15 protein-coding genes are annotated in these 13,719 nt (G+C 54.4%); 5 read left to right on the top strand and 10 right to left on the bottom strand.

The window, feature by feature from the left end:
- Nucleotides 1-2 precede the first annotated feature (2 nt).
- From uhpB to ivbL, 5 genes are all read right to left on the bottom strand, one after another.
- Nucleotides 3-1,505 carry a signal transduction histidine-protein kinase/phosphatase UhpB gene (gene uhpB, locus IB196_RS00130; RefSeq protein WP_040231520.1) on the bottom strand — a complete coding sequence of 501 codons (1,503 nt, stop codon included), beginning with the start codon at nucleotides 1,503-1,505 and terminating at the stop codon, nucleotides 3-5.
- Nucleotides 1,502-2,095 carry a transcriptional regulator UhpA gene (gene uhpA / locus IB196_RS00125; RefSeq protein ID WP_005121502.1) on the bottom strand — a complete coding sequence of 198 codons (594 nt, stop codon included), beginning with the start codon at nucleotides 2,093-2,095 and terminating at the stop codon, nucleotides 1,502-1,504. The genes uhpB and uhpA overlap by 4 nt, the downstream gene beginning before the upstream one ends.
- Nucleotides 2,096-2,251: 156 nt before the next feature.
- Nucleotides 2,252-2,542: an acetolactate synthase small subunit gene (ilvN, locus tag IB196_RS00120; protein ID WP_003023914.1), complete on the bottom strand. Its 291-nt coding sequence runs from the start codon at nucleotides 2,540-2,542 to the stop codon at nucleotides 2,252-2,254.
- Between the two features lie 3 nt (nucleotides 2,543-2,545).
- Complete coding sequence (ilvB, locus tag IB196_RS00115) at nucleotides 2,546-4,234, bottom strand: acetolactate synthase large subunit (RefSeq protein WP_188231946.1); 1,689 nt, start codon at nucleotides 4,232-4,234, stop codon at nucleotides 2,546-2,548.
- 107 nt (nucleotides 4,235-4,341) lie between these two features.
- Nucleotides 4,342-4,440 carry an ilvB operon leader peptide IvbL gene (gene ivbL / locus IB196_RS00110; protein ID WP_003827118.1) on the bottom strand — a complete coding sequence of 33 codons (99 nt, stop codon included), beginning with the start codon at nucleotides 4,438-4,440 and terminating at the stop codon, nucleotides 4,342-4,344.
- A 522-nt stretch (nucleotides 4,441-4,962) separates the two neighbouring features.
- Here ivbL and tisB point away from each other — a divergent pair.
- The 3 genes from tisB (at nucleotide 4,963) to emrD (ending at nucleotide 7,387) form a co-directional block, all read left to right on the top strand.
- Nucleotides 4,963-5,052, top strand: coding sequence for a type I toxin-antitoxin system toxin TisB (gene tisB / locus IB196_RS00105; RefSeq protein ID WP_003023909.1), 90 nt, complete (start codon nucleotides 4,963-4,965; stop codon nucleotides 5,050-5,052).
- A 123-nt stretch (nucleotides 5,053-5,175) separates the two neighbouring features.
- The gene (locus tag IB196_RS00100) at nucleotides 5,176-6,009 is read left to right on the top strand and encodes a DMT family transporter (protein ID WP_040231517.1); all 834 of its coding nucleotides are present in this window, start codon (nucleotides 5,176-5,178) and stop codon (nucleotides 6,007-6,009) included.
- Between the two features lie 193 nt (nucleotides 6,010-6,202).
- The gene (gene emrD, locus IB196_RS00095) at nucleotides 6,203-7,387 is read left to right on the top strand and encodes a multidrug efflux MFS transporter EmrD (protein WP_005121497.1); all 1,185 of its coding nucleotides are present in this window, start codon (nucleotides 6,203-6,205) and stop codon (nucleotides 7,385-7,387) included.
- Here emrD and IB196_RS00090 read toward each other — a convergent pair.
- Both IB196_RS00090 and dsdC read right to left on the bottom strand, forming a co-directional pair.
- Nucleotides 7,314-8,396 (bottom strand): cellulase family glycosylhydrolase, encoded by a 1,083-nt coding sequence (locus tag IB196_RS00090; RefSeq protein ID WP_040231514.1) that lies wholly within the window; start codon nucleotides 8,394-8,396, stop codon nucleotides 7,314-7,316. The two genes, emrD and IB196_RS00090, sit on opposite strands and share 74 nt — an antisense overlap.
- 78 nt (nucleotides 8,397-8,474) lie before the next feature.
- The gene (gene dsdC, locus IB196_RS00085; protein WP_005121496.1) at nucleotides 8,475-9,401 is read right to left on the bottom strand and encodes a DNA-binding transcriptional regulator DsdC; all 927 of its coding nucleotides are present in this window, start codon (nucleotides 9,399-9,401) and stop codon (nucleotides 8,475-8,477) included.
- 229 nt (nucleotides 9,402-9,630) lie between these two features.
- Between dsdC and dsdX the strand changes: the two genes are divergently transcribed.
- Complete coding sequence (gene dsdX, locus IB196_RS00080) at nucleotides 9,631-10,968, top strand: D-serine transporter DsdX (protein WP_040231512.1); 1,338 nt, start codon at nucleotides 9,631-9,633, stop codon at nucleotides 10,966-10,968.
- Between the two features lie 17 nt (nucleotides 10,969-10,985).
- Nucleotides 10,986-12,308 (top strand): D-serine ammonia-lyase, encoded by a 1,323-nt coding sequence (gene dsdA / locus IB196_RS00075; RefSeq protein ID WP_188231945.1) that lies wholly within the window; start codon nucleotides 10,986-10,988, stop codon nucleotides 12,306-12,308.
- Nucleotides 12,309-12,320: 12 nt separating this feature from the next.
- On the opposite strand, the gene IB196_RS00070 is transcribed toward dsdA, so the two are convergent.
- From IB196_RS00070 to IB196_RS00060, 3 genes are read right to left on the bottom strand one after another with little or no spacing between them, the layout of a single operon-like run.
- On the bottom strand, nucleotides 12,321-12,851 hold the full coding sequence (locus tag IB196_RS00070) for a hypothetical protein (protein WP_040231509.1): 531 nt from the start codon (nucleotides 12,849-12,851) through the stop codon (nucleotides 12,321-12,323).
- Nucleotides 12,848-13,210 carry a DUF202 domain-containing protein gene (locus tag IB196_RS00065; protein ID WP_188231944.1) on the bottom strand — a complete coding sequence of 121 codons (363 nt, stop codon included), beginning with the start codon at nucleotides 13,208-13,210 and terminating at the stop codon, nucleotides 12,848-12,850. The genes IB196_RS00070 and IB196_RS00065 overlap by 4 nt, the downstream gene beginning before the upstream one ends.
- Entirely contained in the window at nucleotides 13,200-13,547 is a 348-nt protein-coding gene (locus IB196_RS00060; protein WP_005121491.1) for a YidH family protein, read from the bottom strand. Before IB196_RS00060 ends, IB196_RS00065 begins: the two co-directional genes overlap by 11 nt.
- Nucleotides 13,548-13,719: the final 172 nt, after the last annotated feature.

Here is a 13,719-nt window from a genome sequence, read left to right as displayed (position 1 = left end):
CCTTACACATAACGCTGAGGCAAAGAGACGCTGACCCGCGTACCGTGCGTACAGGATATCGAAAGCTTACCGCCGAGGGCCGTAATGCGCTCACGCATCCCGGTGAGGCCAAATCCCTGCTGATTCGAACCCGGCGGCAGGCCGCTGCCATCGTCCTCAATCACCAGCATCAACCGCTCATCCTGTAGCCAGCCCTGCAACGTCACCGCACTGGCATTGGCATGCTTAACAATATTGTTCAGTCCTTCCTGGCAGACGCGAAACAGCGTCACCCGCTGGCTTTCGCTGAGTTCTGATTCATCAATATGCCAGTCGAGATGGCTGACGATACCGCGACTTTCCAGCTCCATTTCCCGCATCAACGAACGGATAGCTTGCTCCAGCGTTAAATCATCTAACTGGCGCGGGCGTAAACGCCCCAACAGGCGACGTACCGAATCGTATACCCCGAGTGAAAGCTGCTCGATATGCGCCCCACTGCGCTTCACCCCTGCGTTTTCCGGCGCCAGCCGCTGAACGATACCCGCCTGGGTACGAATGGCGGTAATGGTCTGCCCGATATCATCGTGCAGCTCGCGCGCCACGTCGCGACGCACGCTTTCTTCGGTTTCCAACAAACGCTCGGCCAAACGATGATTACGCGCCAGCTCGTTTTGCAGCGACTGATTGAGTTCACGCAGGCGCTGAATACCCGCGCCGAGCAGCAGCCCGGTCAGGCTCTGCGCCAGCAAGGAGAGCAGCAAGTCGACAGGATGGTCGTGCCAGGTCTGGCTGGCAATCAGCGCGATGGCATTCATCAGCGTGGCGATCAGCGCCCCCTGCCAGCCATAGTGCCAGGCAAGTGCAATAATCGGCAGCGCCAGGCAAAACGGCGTAAAACGTGACAGCTCATTCGGCAGCCCCAACTGCAACCACAGGCTGACACTGAACAACAGCAGATACCAGACCAGATGTCGTCCGCGCCAGTTCACAGGTTGAGAAACCACCGCCGGTCCCAGCGGCAGCCAGGTGGTGCTGGTCAGATAGTGCCAGAATACCAGGCAGATCGGCGCCAGCGTCAGCCCACCGGTGAGTGTTAGCAGCAGCACGGTCCACGCCTCTTCACCTTGCCCAAGCCAAGGTAGCGATTGCAGCAGTGCCGCCGCGGTCAGCGCTGCCCCCTGTAATAACAATGTGCGCCAGTCACGTTGATGGCGGAAACGTGAGGTCAGTGCGACAGGAAGTAAGGCGAGAAAGCTACCGATCACCAAAAGTGGCAGATGGGACAGCGCCACTTCCTGCGCCAGCCAGAACAGAAGCAGCCATTCCGCACCCAACAGCACCGGCCAGTAGCCGCGCGGACATTGCAGCAGCAACCCCAGGCGCAGGCCGAATGGAAACAGCAGCACTGCCAGCTCCGGGCGTTCAACCAGATGCAGGCTGATGCTCCACAGGCAAAACCATGCGGCAGAGAAGATAAAAAAGCAGGCAACAATGGTGACTAACCGGGAAAAGAACGTGTTCATTGCCAGCCGTCAAACATCCGCCGAGCCAACTCAACATCGTTGCTTACGCCCAACTTTTCCATCAGGTTGGCGCGGTGCACGTGTACCGTTTTTGGTGACAAGCCCAGTTCAGCCGCAATCTCTTTGACTGCCATCCCTTGTGCCAGTTTTTCTGCCACCTGACGTTCGCGTTTTGTGAGCGGGTCCTGACGTCCGGCCGCCAGTTTGACGGCGATGTCCGGCGTTAAATAACAGCCGCCGGTTGCCACGGTACGCACCGCGGCAATCAGCTCATCAGGGCTACAGCGTTTTGAGAGGAAACCTCGCGCCCCTGCGTTCAACGCCTGTTCCACCAGCGCCGGGCTGTCGTGGACGGAGAGCATGATAATCGCCATGCCTTTTGGCAACTGGCTTAACAGTTCGAGGCCGGAAATGTCAGGCATGGAGATGTCGCAGATACAGACCTGCACGCCGCGCCCCGGCAATCCTGCCAGTGCCTCGCTACCTGAGCCAAACTCAGCCACAACCTGCAAATCGGGTTCCAGCCCCAACAGTTGGGCAAACCCGGAACGGACGATAAGGTGATCGTCGATAAGGGCAACGGTAATCATGGGTTATGTCCTGGTGCTGGAAAACGCCTGATGGCGCTGCGCTTATCAGGCCTACAAGAAGGTAGGCCGGATAAGCCATGAATGCCGCCATCCGGCAAAGGCGATTACCTTAACGATATACACCTCATCCTTCAAGCGGCCTCTACCTTGAGCGGATTACTCGAAAAAGACGGTAATTTTGTTAAACATCGATGGATCAGACTGGTTGCGCGCAACTTTCACCACATCTTCCAGTTTGTCGATCTGGCTTATCATCTGCTCCAGACGCTGATCGTCATTCACCAATAGCCAGATACGGCTCTTATCACTGTCCTGAATCGGTAGACAGAGGATACCTTCCACGTTGAACGCACGGCGGGCAAACAGTCCACAAACGTGGGTCATTACACCCGGGTGATTGCGTACGGTGAGTTCCAGGATTACGTTGTCATGAGTCTGCTGTTGCATGGCTTATTCCCCCACCATTTCAGTGTTTGCCGCACCCGGCGGTACCATCGGGTACACTTTTTCTTCTGCATCAATACGTACGTGGATCAGCGCAGGTCCTGGACGATTGATTATCTCCTGCAGCGCCGCCTGTGGATCCGCTTCATGATTTAAATCGCAGGTTTCGAGACCAAAACCGGCGGCAATCTGCATAAAGTTAATCATCCCCGGATAGGTCGCAGCAAACACGCCTTGCTTATAGAACAGGCTCTGCTGCTGATACACCAGACCCAGTGCTTCGTTATTCATCAGGATGATTTTAATATCCAGCTGATTTTCGCTGGCAGTCGCCATCTCCTGAATATTCATCATCAGGCTGCCGTCGCCGGAGAAGCACAGCACTTTCTTGTCCGGGTTCGCCAGCGCCGCACCAATCGCTGCGGGCAGACCGAAGCCCATGGTCCCCAGACCACCAGAAGTCAGCCACTGACGTGGGCGATTCAGCGGGTAGGCCTGCGCCGCCCACATCTGATGCTGACCCACGTCGGTGGTGATGATGGCGCTGTCGTCCACGCAAGCCGCAACGGCGTTAATCAGCCCATAATGGCTGAGCGGATCGCTTTCCTGTGGAATCGTACAAGAGAATTCGCGTTGTAAATCGGCCACCATCTGATGCCACGCGTCCCGCGGTTGTGCTTCAATCTGCGGGATCAATTGCGCCAGAACCTCATTCACATCCGCCTGAATGGCCACGTGCGGCTGTTTGATTTTACCCAGCTCGGCACGATCGATATCCACGTGGATTATTTTTGCATTCGGGCAGAACTGCTCGGTTTTACCTATCGCCCGATCATCAAAACGCGCACCAAGAACAACTAATAAATCAGCCTCTTGCAGTATAAAGTTAGTGCTGCGTGCACCGTGCATACCCAGCATGCCTAACGACAGCGGATGCGCTTTTGGCAACATGCCCAGCGCCATCAACGTCATGGTGGTAGGCAGTTTCGCTTTTTCCGCCAGCTCACGTACGCGCTCAGGTGCGTTAATCACGCCGCCGCCGAGGTACAGCACCGGACGTTGTGCCGCATTAATCATGGCGGCAGCATCGCGAACGCTGTCCGCGCTAAAGGTTGGCGCAGGGGCTTTTTCTGCAGGCTCCGGCATCTCTTCAATTTCAAATATGGCTGTTTGAATGTCCTTAGGTATGTCTATCCACACCGGGCCTGGGCGTCCTGACTGCGCAATGCGGAAGGCATCGCTCATGACCTGCGGTAATTCATTGATATGGCGAACCAGATAATTGTGTTTGGTGATGGGGATAGAGATGCCGTAGGTGTCAACTTCCTGGAAGGCGTCGGTGCCGATCATCGAGGCCGGAACCTGCCCGGTGATACACACCAACGGAATAGAATCCAGGCGCGCATCGGCGATAGCAGTAACCAGGTTAGTTGCCCCTGGCCCGCTACAGGCCATACACACCGCGGGTTTACCCTCGGTTCGTGCCATCCCCTGGGCGATGAACCCCGCCCCCTGCTCATGGCGCGCCAGGATATGACGGATTTGCGTGCTTTGGCTTAAGGCGTCGTAGACGGGGAGAATTGAGCCGCCAGGAATACCGGTGACCACTTTAATTCCCTGACGTTCCAGGAAATGAACGATGAATTCTGCGCCCGTAAAGCGCGTACGCTTGGATGTGATGCCCGAACTTGCCATGCTCCAGTCCTTTTATTCTGGGCCTTTGCTCCGGGCAGGTCTCTTATACGAAAAACCCCGCCCGGTTTGCGCCGGCGGGGTTTTGGAATCGTGTGTTGTTCCGGACCCTACGGCGCATTGCCGACGACCACCACCACACGCACGACGACCGCTGCGCGAGATGGCGCAGTTTTTAGTAGGGTCGCAGTCAGCATGGAAGGGTTCATTAGGGACCTTGTCTGTTTGTTGGTTAACAGGATTTATACAAACACAGGTTTTTCAGCGTGACAATGGAAAATTTTTCATCTGCGCAAAAATGCGTCAAAGATCACGTTTAGCTGTACGCAATGTAAAAACAAAAAACCCCGCCGGAGCGAGGTTTTTTCAGCGTTGTGCGGTTGGTAGCCGCCGAACATACTGTGTTATGTCAACGAAAAAAGTATACGCGTTCTACGAAGAACACGCAATTTCGGCACGAATTTTGATGTTTTTGAGTATGGAACATGAATAGCGTAACGTCCATAAAACACTGTTAATTTATACAGTATTTATCTATAATGTCTCGGTACGCAATGTGTTATGCGGGGGCCGCATCGTAAACCGGCGCATCAAAGTCCTGGCTGAAACGGGTGGTGCCGTCAGCGCCTTAACCCCCGCGTGAGCACACTGTGTTATGTCAACAAAGGTGCTGGCAACAGGCAGCGGCGAGGTACGTCAGCACCGTGCTCCTTGTACCAAAAGGAGAGCGTATGAGCCTCGTGGATATCGCTATTCTTATCCTCAAACTCATTGTTGCAGCACTGCAACTCCTTGATGCCGTTCTGAAATACGTTAAGTAATTCAGATTCAAGTCGCACCTAAGGGGGGCGGATAACACTCCGCTCCCCTTTCACCTTCTCCCTGGTGCTTGTGCCATGCCAATGTGTTACGTTTTTATGACATCCTCAGGGAAGAATTCCGCCATGACCCTTTCTGTTTTCTGCATTTTGCTGTTCGCCGCACTACTGCATGCCAGCTGGAATGCCATCGTAAAAGCGGGAAGCGACAAGCTGTACTCGGCGATCAGCGTCAGCGGAACCGCTGCGATTATGGCGCTGATTTGTTTACCCTTTGCGCCGCAACCCTCTGCAGCCAGCCTGCCGTTTTTAGCTGTCTCAACCGCATTACAGGTGGTCTATACCGTCCTGGTCGCTAAAACCTATCAGGTTTCGGATATGAGCCAAACCTATCCCATCATGCGCGGCACAGCGCCGCTGCTGGTCGCAATTATCAGCGTCTTGTTTCTCGACGATCGTCTGTCAATGCTGGCCTGGGTGGGGATTGCCACCATCTGCCTGGCGATCCTCGGCATGGCATTTAACGGACGCAACAGTTCGCAACGCGGGATCGTTCTGGCACTCATTAATGCCTGCTTTATCGCCGGCTATACGCTGGTTGATGGCACCGGTGTTCGGCTTTCAGAAACTGCACTGGGCTACACGCTGTGGACCTTCTTTCTGAACGGCTCCTGCTTGTTGAGCTGGGCGATGATTGCCCGACGCCGCGAAGCCTCCCGCTATCTGGCGCACCAATGGAAGAAAGGTATTCTTGGCGGGATTGGCACCATGGGCTCTTACGGCCTGGCGCTATGGGCCATGACCCAGGCTCCGTTGGCGGTGGTCGCTGCGCTGCGTGAAACGTCGATTCTGTTTGGCGCGCTGCTCGCGTGGCTGCTGCTGAAAGAAAAGGTTGCCGGAATACGTCTTGTCGCAGCCGCAGGTATTGCAGCCGGCGCAGTTTTACTCCGCTTATCATGATCTCGTTGTAAACCTGATGCAATCCGGCAACATTTGTTGCCGCTATTTGTTTACATTTCCTGCCGTTCATCGTTGAAACATTCCAGTCCACTATCTGGCCTTCTTTTTCTGTTGTGGTAGATTCCACGCGCATTTATGGGAAAGTTCAGCACCTTATTCTTATTTTTTATTCATTTGAAAAGTAATCAGCGAAATGAAAAGGCATAGAAGCGTCAATTTGTTGTTGATGTTGGTATTACTGGTGGCGGTGGGTCAGATGGCGCAAACCATTTATATCCCCGCGATTGCTGATATGGCGCGTGAACTGAACGTTCGCGAAGGCGCAGTACAAAGCGTAATGGCTGCCTACCTGCTGACCTACGGCGTGTCACAACTTTTTTACGGCCCGCTTTCCGATCGCGTAGGTCGTCGTCCGGTGATCCTCGCCGGGATGTCTATTTTTATGCTGGCTACGCTGGTCGCCATTACCACCCATAGCCTGACGGTACTGATTATCGCCAGTGCCATCCAGGGGATGGGAACGGGCGTCGGCGGTGTGATGGCGCGAACTTTACCGCGCGATCTGTACGAAGGCACGCAACTGCGCCACGCCAATAGTCTGTTAAACATGGGGATCCTGGTCAGCCCGCTGCTGGCACCATTGATTGGCGGTGTACTGGATACAGTGTGGAACTGGCGCGCCTGTTATATTTTTCTGCTGATTCTGTGTGCGGGCGTGACGTTTAGCATGGCACGCTGGATGCCGGAAACACGGCCTGCGGGTGCACCGCGTCCACGGCTTATTGCCAGCTACAAAACCCTGTTTGGTAATAGCGCTTTCACCTGTTACGTGCTGATGTTGATCGGCGGTCTGGCGGGCGTTGCGGTCTTTGAAGCCTGCTCCGGAGTATTATTGGGCGCACGGCTCGGTCTAAGCAGCATGGCGGTCAGCATCCTGTTTATTCTACCTATTCCGGCGGCGTTTTTCGGCGCCTGGTTCGCCGGTCGCCCTAACAAGCGGTTTTCAACGCTAATGTGGCAGTCGGTGAGCTGCTGTCTGGTAGCGGGTTTAATGATGTGGATCCCGGGGCTGTTCGACGTGATGAACGTCTGGACACTGCTGGTTCCTGCCGCACTGTTTTTCTTCGGTGCCGGAATGTTGTTCCCACTGGCAACCAGCGGCGCAATGGAACCTTTCCCGTTCCTGGCAGGTACTGCCGGCGCGCTGGTTGGTGGATTACAAAACATTGGCTCTGGCGTGCTGGCGTGGCTCTCCGCGATGCTACCGCAGACCGGGCAAGCCAGCCTCGGGCTGCTGATGACCCTTATGGGGCTGCTGATTTTTGTGTGTTGGCTGCCGCTGGCGTCACGCGTGTCGCATCAGGGACAGGCGGTTTAAGCGCATGATGGCCCGGCTTATCGCCGGGCTTGTCACATTCAGGCGCAATCATCGTATTAATCAACGGCTCCAGTGCCGGACGCCAGGCGCCTTCCTCACCATCATAAAACTGCGTATCAGCATTGATTGCATAGGGGATTTTCGCCTTGCGCAGTTCACATGCCACAAACCGTGCAAATGCAGTTTGCGCGGCAGAAGGCGTGTTTTTGATGGTTTCTCCCGCTGACCACCCCCCCACCCAACTGACATGACCCGTTTTCTGTTGCCAGTGAATGGCCGTATTAATACGGGCGCGAATGGCGGCTTTTTCTGCCGCAGTTCCCGACGTCCAGGGATACTTACCGTTATTTTTTAGCGGCCCCCACGGGAAGATATGCCATTCAGCCAGAACGGTATTCTGACTTTGCGGCGGTAATCTCAGATTAAGCAAATCTTCCGGTGCCGCGCGCAGTCGCGGAGCAATGAAAATCATCCGCTGCGGCGAAATGGCGTGGATGGTGCGAATCGTTTTGTCGTACACCCGATTGAGCGAAGTCTGATTGTGATTAAGCTTATCGGCAGGCTCATAAATCAGGTCAAAACCCAGCAACGGCGAGCTTTGCCCAAAGTAATGCGCCACTGCGACCCACCAGTTAACCACCTCTTTTTCGTTGCCACTATTGGGGTCTTTTTTATATTCATCAGCTTGATAAGTAATAATCGGGATCACGCCGTATTGCTCGCAAGCCTCTACCAGCTTGCGCAAATGGATGAGTCTGGCTTCTGTTGGCTCGCCAGCCACACGAATACGCACATGAGAGATCCCCTTCGCCTTGAAATCCCGTACCACCAGCGGATCGAACTCGCGGATACCGCGATCGGTGCGAGCCCAGTCTACGTCCATTCCAACCCCAAGCTGCTGCGCATACAGCGCCGCCGTCAACACAGGGGGCGCTGCATACACGGTAGCACTGGCTAACAGTAAGAGGGAAACAATCGGCTTTAACACGGTCGTCCTTACGCAAATCATCAGGAGTGATATCACGTATTTAGCATGCTTTTTCACTTTCCGTGTAGAGAGAAAGCGTAAAAAATATTCGCGGCCCGCTTATTTAACCTGCTCCTGCAGCCAGCCAATAAATGCCTCGATTTTTGGCCACTGCCTGCCGGGTAACGTGGTGATGTAATAGTGTTGATGGCATTTCAGCGCCATATCACCGAAAGGCGCGACCAGTTCTCCGCTGTCTAGGCGCTTTTGTACCAGTCTCTTTCGGCCCATCGCTACGCCGATATGGTTCATCGCCGCAATGACCGCTAAATCAGAACGATCAAAACCGATACCCGATGATGTCGGCAGATTCGCCGCAAAATGCTGCGCCCAACTGTGCCATTCATCGGTTCCTGAGTCGTTACTCCATGCCTGCCTGTCGTGCAACAACGTGCAGTGCGACAGATTCACTAACGACCCCGTAAGATCATAACGACGGGCATAGTCCGGGCTGCATACCGGCAGAATCTCTTCATCCATCAGAAAATGGTGCGTAAGTTGCGCAGAGGGCGCATCGTCAAAATAGATAGCCAGATCAACCCCGGCACGTTGCAAATTGACGTTGTCATTCCCGGTCAGCATGGTCAGCGAAATCGACGGATAGCGACGGGTAAAGTCACCAAGCGCCGGAACCAGCCAGCACTGTGCGATGGAGGGGCGTGAGTACACAGTGAGCGTCCCGGACAGCTCCTGGTTTTTGATATCGAGGATTTCCTGATTCAGCGTATCCAGCGACGATTTCAACGCCCAGAACACCCGTTTACCTTCGTGAGTGAGCTCCACTTTGCGGTGTGAGCGAACAAACAGCTGAATGCCCAGCTCATCTTCCAGTTGATTAATACGATGGCTGACGGCGCTGGGGCTTAACGACAGCTCATCTGCCGCCAGTGCAAACGACTGATGCCGGGCCGCCACTTCAAAGGTATACAGCTTTGACAACTGCCAACCGTTGAGCAGCCGGTTTCTGACCTCGCGTAGGGGATCCAAACTCACCTCCTGTCCTCCTGATTCATTCGTCGGAGTGTAAAAAAGTTCGCTGTAAAAATCAGCATAAAGATGAATCAAGGTGAACCATATCGCATAAATGCAGCGTAATTAGACGTAAATCACTCATTTGATGCAATCTGGCTCATGTGAAAGGAGATTTATATCGTTTGTCAGACCGTGCCTTATTTTTGTCCAATAACCCTATATTAATCACAGGGCAAGGTGAGCTATGCACTCTCAAATCTGGGTTGTGAGCACGCTGCTGATAAGCATCGTGTTAATCGTTTTGACCATCGTGAAGTTCAAATTCCACCCGTTTCTGGCGCTGCTGTTAGCCAGTTTCTTCGTGGGTACGATGATGGGGATGGGGCCGCTGGATATGGTCAATGCCATTGAGAGCGGCATAGGCGGTACGCTGGGCTTTCTCGCCGCCGTTATCGGTCTTGGTACCATTCTCGGTAAAATGATGGAAGTGTCCGGCGCGGCCGAACGCATCGGCCTGACGCTACAGCGCTGCCGCTGGCTTTCGGCCGACGTCATTATGGTGCTGGTCGGGCTGATTTGCGGCATCACGCTATTTGTCGAAGTCGGCGTGGTGCTGTTGATCCCACTGGCTTTTTCTATTGCTAAAAAAACCAATACCTCACTGCTGAAACTGGCGATCCCGCTGTGTACGGCGCTGATGGCTGTACATTGCGTGGTGCCGCCACATCCGGCCGCCCTGTTCGTGGCGAACAAGCTGGGTGCGGATATTGGCAGCGTGATTGTTTATGGTTTACTGGTGGGTTTAATGGCTTCGCTTGTCGGCGGGCCGCTGTACCTGAAATTCCTCGGCAACCGTCTGCCGTTTAAACCGGTACCAACTGAGTTTTCCGACCTGAAAGTGCGCGACGAAAGTACGCTGCCGTCGCTGGGCGCCACGCTGTTTACCGTACTGCTGCCGATTGGCCTGATGCTGGTCAAAACCGTCGCTGAGCTGAACATGGAGAAAGGCGGTACGCTGTATACGCTGCTGGAGTTTATCGGTAACCCGATCACCGCGATGTTTATTGCCGTTTTCGTGGCCTATTACATTCTCGGTCTGCGTCAGCACATTGGTATGGGGGCGTTGCTGACCCACACCGAAAACGGTTTTGGCTCCATAGCCAACATTCTGTTGATTATCGGCGCAGGCGGCGCATTCAACGCTATCCTGAAAAGCAGTGGGCTGGCGGATACTCTGGCGCTGATCCTCTCGAATATGCACATGCACCCGATTCTGCTGGCCTGGCTGGTCGCACTGATCCTGCATGCGGCGGTAGGCTCAGCCACCGTTGCGATGATGGGCGCAACGGCAATCGTTGCCCCGATGCTACCGCTGTACCCCAACGTTAGCCCGGAGATCATCGCCATTGCCATCGGTTCCGGCGCTATTGGCTGCACGATCGTCACCGATTCCCTGTTCTGGCTGGTGAAGCAGTATTGCGGTGCCACCCTGAATGAAACGTTCAAATACTATACGACTGCGACATTTATCGCGTCCGTTATTGCACTGGCTTGCACATTCCTGCTTTCCTTTATTATATAAGCGCGAAGAGACTGACTATGGAAAACATTCAAACACTTATCGCCCAGCATCCTTTAGTGGAAGATCTGGTGGCTCTGAAAGAGACAACCTGGTTTAACCCTGGCACCACCTCTCTTGCGGAAGGTTTACCCTATGTTGGCCTGACCGAGCACGATGTGCAGGATGCTCACGCGCGTCTGACGCGCTTCGCACCGTATCTGGCGCAGGCCTTCCCGGAAACTGCCGTCACTGGGGGCATTATCGAATCTGAGCTGGCCGCCATCCCTGCCATGCAAAAACGGCTGGAAAAAGAGTTCGGGCAGCACATTAACGGCGAATTGCTGCTGAAGAAAGATAGTCATTTGCCTATTTCAGGCTCGATTAAAGCGCGTGGCGGCATTTATGAAGTACTGACCCACGCGGAAAAACTGGCGCTGGAAGCCGGTCTGCTGACAACAGAAGACGATTACAGCATTCTGCTTTCGCCTGAATTTAAACAGTTTTTCAGCCAGTACAGCATTGCGGTCGGCTCCACCGGCAACCTTGGGATGTCTATCGGCATCATGAGCGCCCGCATCGGCTTTAACGTTACGGTCCATATGTCTGCGGACGCCCGCGCATGGAAAAAGGCTAAGCTGCGCAACCACGGCGTGACGGTGGTGGAGTACGAAGAAGATTACGGCGTGGCGGTTGAACAAGGTCGTAAGGCGGCACAGTCCGATCCAAACTGCTTCTTTATTGATGATGAAAATTCCCGCACGCTGTTCTTAGGCTATGCGGTCGCCGGCCAGCGTCTGAAAGCGCAGTTTACGCAGCAGGGGCGCGTGGTGGATGCCGATCATCCGCTGTTTGTTTACCTGCCTTGCGGCGTCGGCGGTGGCCCTGGCGGCGTGGCGTTTGGCCTGAAGCTGGCGTTTGGCGATAACGTTCATTGCTTCTTCGCTGAGCCGACTCATTCACCGTGCATGCTGCTGGGGATTTATACCGGGCTGCACGATACCATTTCCGTGCAGGACATCGGTATCGACAACCAGACGGCAGCGGACGGACTGGCAGTCGGTCGCGCCTCGGGCTTTGTTGGCCGGGCGATGGAACGCCTGCTCGACGGACTGTATACGCTGGACGATCAAACGATGTACGACATGCTGGGCTGGTTGGCACAGGAGGAAGGTATTCGCCTTGAGCCGTCGGCGCTGGCTGGCATGGCTGGTCCGCAGCACGTTTGTGCCTCCGTTGATTACCAGCAGAGGCATGGATTCAGCGAAGAACAGCTCAATAACGCCACTCATTTGGTGTGGGCGACCGGCGGCGGCATGGTGCCGGAGACCGAGATGGCGCAATACCTGGCAAAAGGACGCTAACCCCCGCTGATCTCAGCGCAGCATCGCCATCAGCTCCATCGGTGAGCGATGCTGCTTAATGAGATCGCGCATGACGCGCATATGGGGTGATGAGTGTTCAAAGAAGGCCTGATATCCCGCACACAGCACGTTTTCCCCGTGAATATCCCCATGCACCGGGCAATCACCACGGTAAAATTGCGATAGTGAACATGACCGACAACGCACGCTCTGCTGTGAGGTCGATTGCCGTTCAATTTGAACCGCCAGACCACACCACCGACGCAGCGTTTTATCAAAAAGCTGAATAGATACCCGATTAATATCTTCACGAACCCAGATATCAAATATCGTATTTAAAAACTGCCCCCACCCTTCTGGTGTGACAGATTCAGCCGTCAGGTTGCCTGCTTCATCACGCTTAATCAGGGGGATAAACTGTACGAGACGAACATCGCCTTGTCGTAAATCACGGTACAGTTCAATAGGTTGTAAACTCTTCTGGTGATCAATCACCACCTTTAAAATACCCTCACTAACATCCATGTCCTCACATACTGTCATGCAAAATTCCCGATATATACGATAAGTTGGCGAACGTGTGTTACAGCAAACAGTATTGCAAGGGATAACACCGCGAGGGAGATCATAAATTTGTCACGCACCGCGCGAGATTCAGAAAAATCGCGATGCGTAACATCCATCAGGTTACGGCTACGGGTGTAGCGCCAGAGAATAATCGCCACAATTGCCAGTACCGCTATCGAAACCCAGAATAACGCGCCCGCCTGATGCCAGTTATGCTTAATCGCCAGCGCCATCAGTGCGCCATAGCCTAGCAACGTGCGAAACCAGGCCAGCGATGTCCGTTCCGGTTGTAGACCAGGATCGGACTCGCGACGGGCCTTACGATTACCCGGCATACAACACCAACGCCATAACAATCACCGCCACAAGCGTCAGCATGACGCTGATAATCAGCAGGCTATTGGTGTACGGCATGTCCTCTTTCAGACGCATCGCCTTTTCATTGCGCAACCAGCGCAGATAACCGTAGATCGCCAGACCGCCCGCAAACAGACACAGCAACAAGGCAAGTGCCTCACGAATGACCGGCGTAGCAAAGTCCGGGGCCAGTTGATCAAGACCAACGCCCGCCGCCAGAAAACCCAGCGCAGTGCGGATCCACGCCAGAAACGTACGCTCATTTGCCAGCGAGAAGCGGTAATCCGGCGCTTCCCCAAGGCGGGAAATCTTCATGACGGCTCCTTCAATATTGTAGTCTGGTCGTTATACCGGAACAGTGAAGGAGTATGAACCTGATTCGCAAACGAAAGGGAGCGTAATGTGATGAGACAATGGAAAAGAAAGGTGTGCTTTGTAATACCGGATGGCGACTGACGTCTTATCCGGCCTACAGTGAACGATGCTG

Origin of the sequence: Citrobacter sp. C6_1, from assembly GCF_014596835.2 — a bacterium.
In the GTDB taxonomy this organism is placed as follows: domain Bacteria; phylum Pseudomonadota; class Gammaproteobacteria; order Enterobacterales; family Enterobacteriaceae; genus Citrobacter; species Citrobacter pasteurii.
The sequence above is the reverse complement of the archived record's forward strand: the minus strand, read 5'-3'. Positions and strand labels throughout refer to the sequence as shown.

Excerpts from the sequence above, each read along its gene's own strand:
- IB196_RS00060 (WP_005121491.1), bottom strand. The coding sequence starts at position 13,547 with ATGAAGATTTCCCGCCTTGGGGAAGCGCCGGATTACCGCTTCTCGCTG.
- tisB (WP_003023909.1), top strand. The coding sequence starts at position 4,963 with ATGAGCCTCGTGGATATCGCTATTCTTATCCTCAAACTCATTGTTGCA.
- ivbL (WP_003827118.1), bottom strand. The coding sequence starts at position 4,440 with ATGAACCCTTCCATGCTGACTGCGACCCTACTAAAAACTGCGCCATCT.
- dsdA (WP_188231945.1), top strand. The coding sequence starts at position 10,986 with ATGGAAAACATTCAAACACTTATCGCCCAGCATCCTTTAGTGGAAGAT.
- dsdX (WP_040231512.1), top strand. The coding sequence starts at position 9,631 with ATGCACTCTCAAATCTGGGTTGTGAGCACGCTGCTGATAAGCATCGTG.
- emrD (WP_005121497.1), top strand. The coding sequence starts at position 6,203 with ATGAAAAGGCATAGAAGCGTCAATTTGTTGTTGATGTTGGTATTACTG.
- uhpA (WP_005121502.1), bottom strand. The coding sequence starts at position 2,095 with ATGATTACCGTTGCCCTTATCGACGATCACCTTATCGTCCGTTCCGGG.
- IB196_RS00070 (WP_040231509.1), bottom strand. The coding sequence starts at position 12,851 with ATGACAGTATGTGAGGACATGGATGTTAGTGAGGGTATTTTAAAGGTG.
- ilvB (WP_188231946.1), bottom strand. The coding sequence starts at position 4,234 with ATGGCAAGTTCGGGCATCACATCCAAGCGTACGCGCTTTACGGGCGCA.
- ilvN (WP_003023914.1), bottom strand. The coding sequence starts at position 2,542 with ATGCAACAGCAGACTCATGACAACGTAATCCTGGAACTCACCGTACGC.
- uhpB (WP_040231520.1), bottom strand. The coding sequence starts at position 1,505 with ATGAACACGTTCTTTTCCCGGTTAGTCACCATTGTTGCCTGCTTTTTT.
- IB196_RS00065 (WP_188231944.1), bottom strand. The coding sequence starts at position 13,210 with ATGCCGGGTAATCGTAAGGCCCGTCGCGAGTCCGATCCTGGTCTACAA.
- IB196_RS00100 (WP_040231517.1), top strand. The coding sequence starts at position 5,176 with ATGACCCTTTCTGTTTTCTGCATTTTGCTGTTCGCCGCACTACTGCAT.
- IB196_RS00090 (WP_040231514.1), bottom strand. The coding sequence starts at position 8,396 with ATGATTTGCGTAAGGACGACCGTGTTAAAGCCGATTGTTTCCCTCTTA.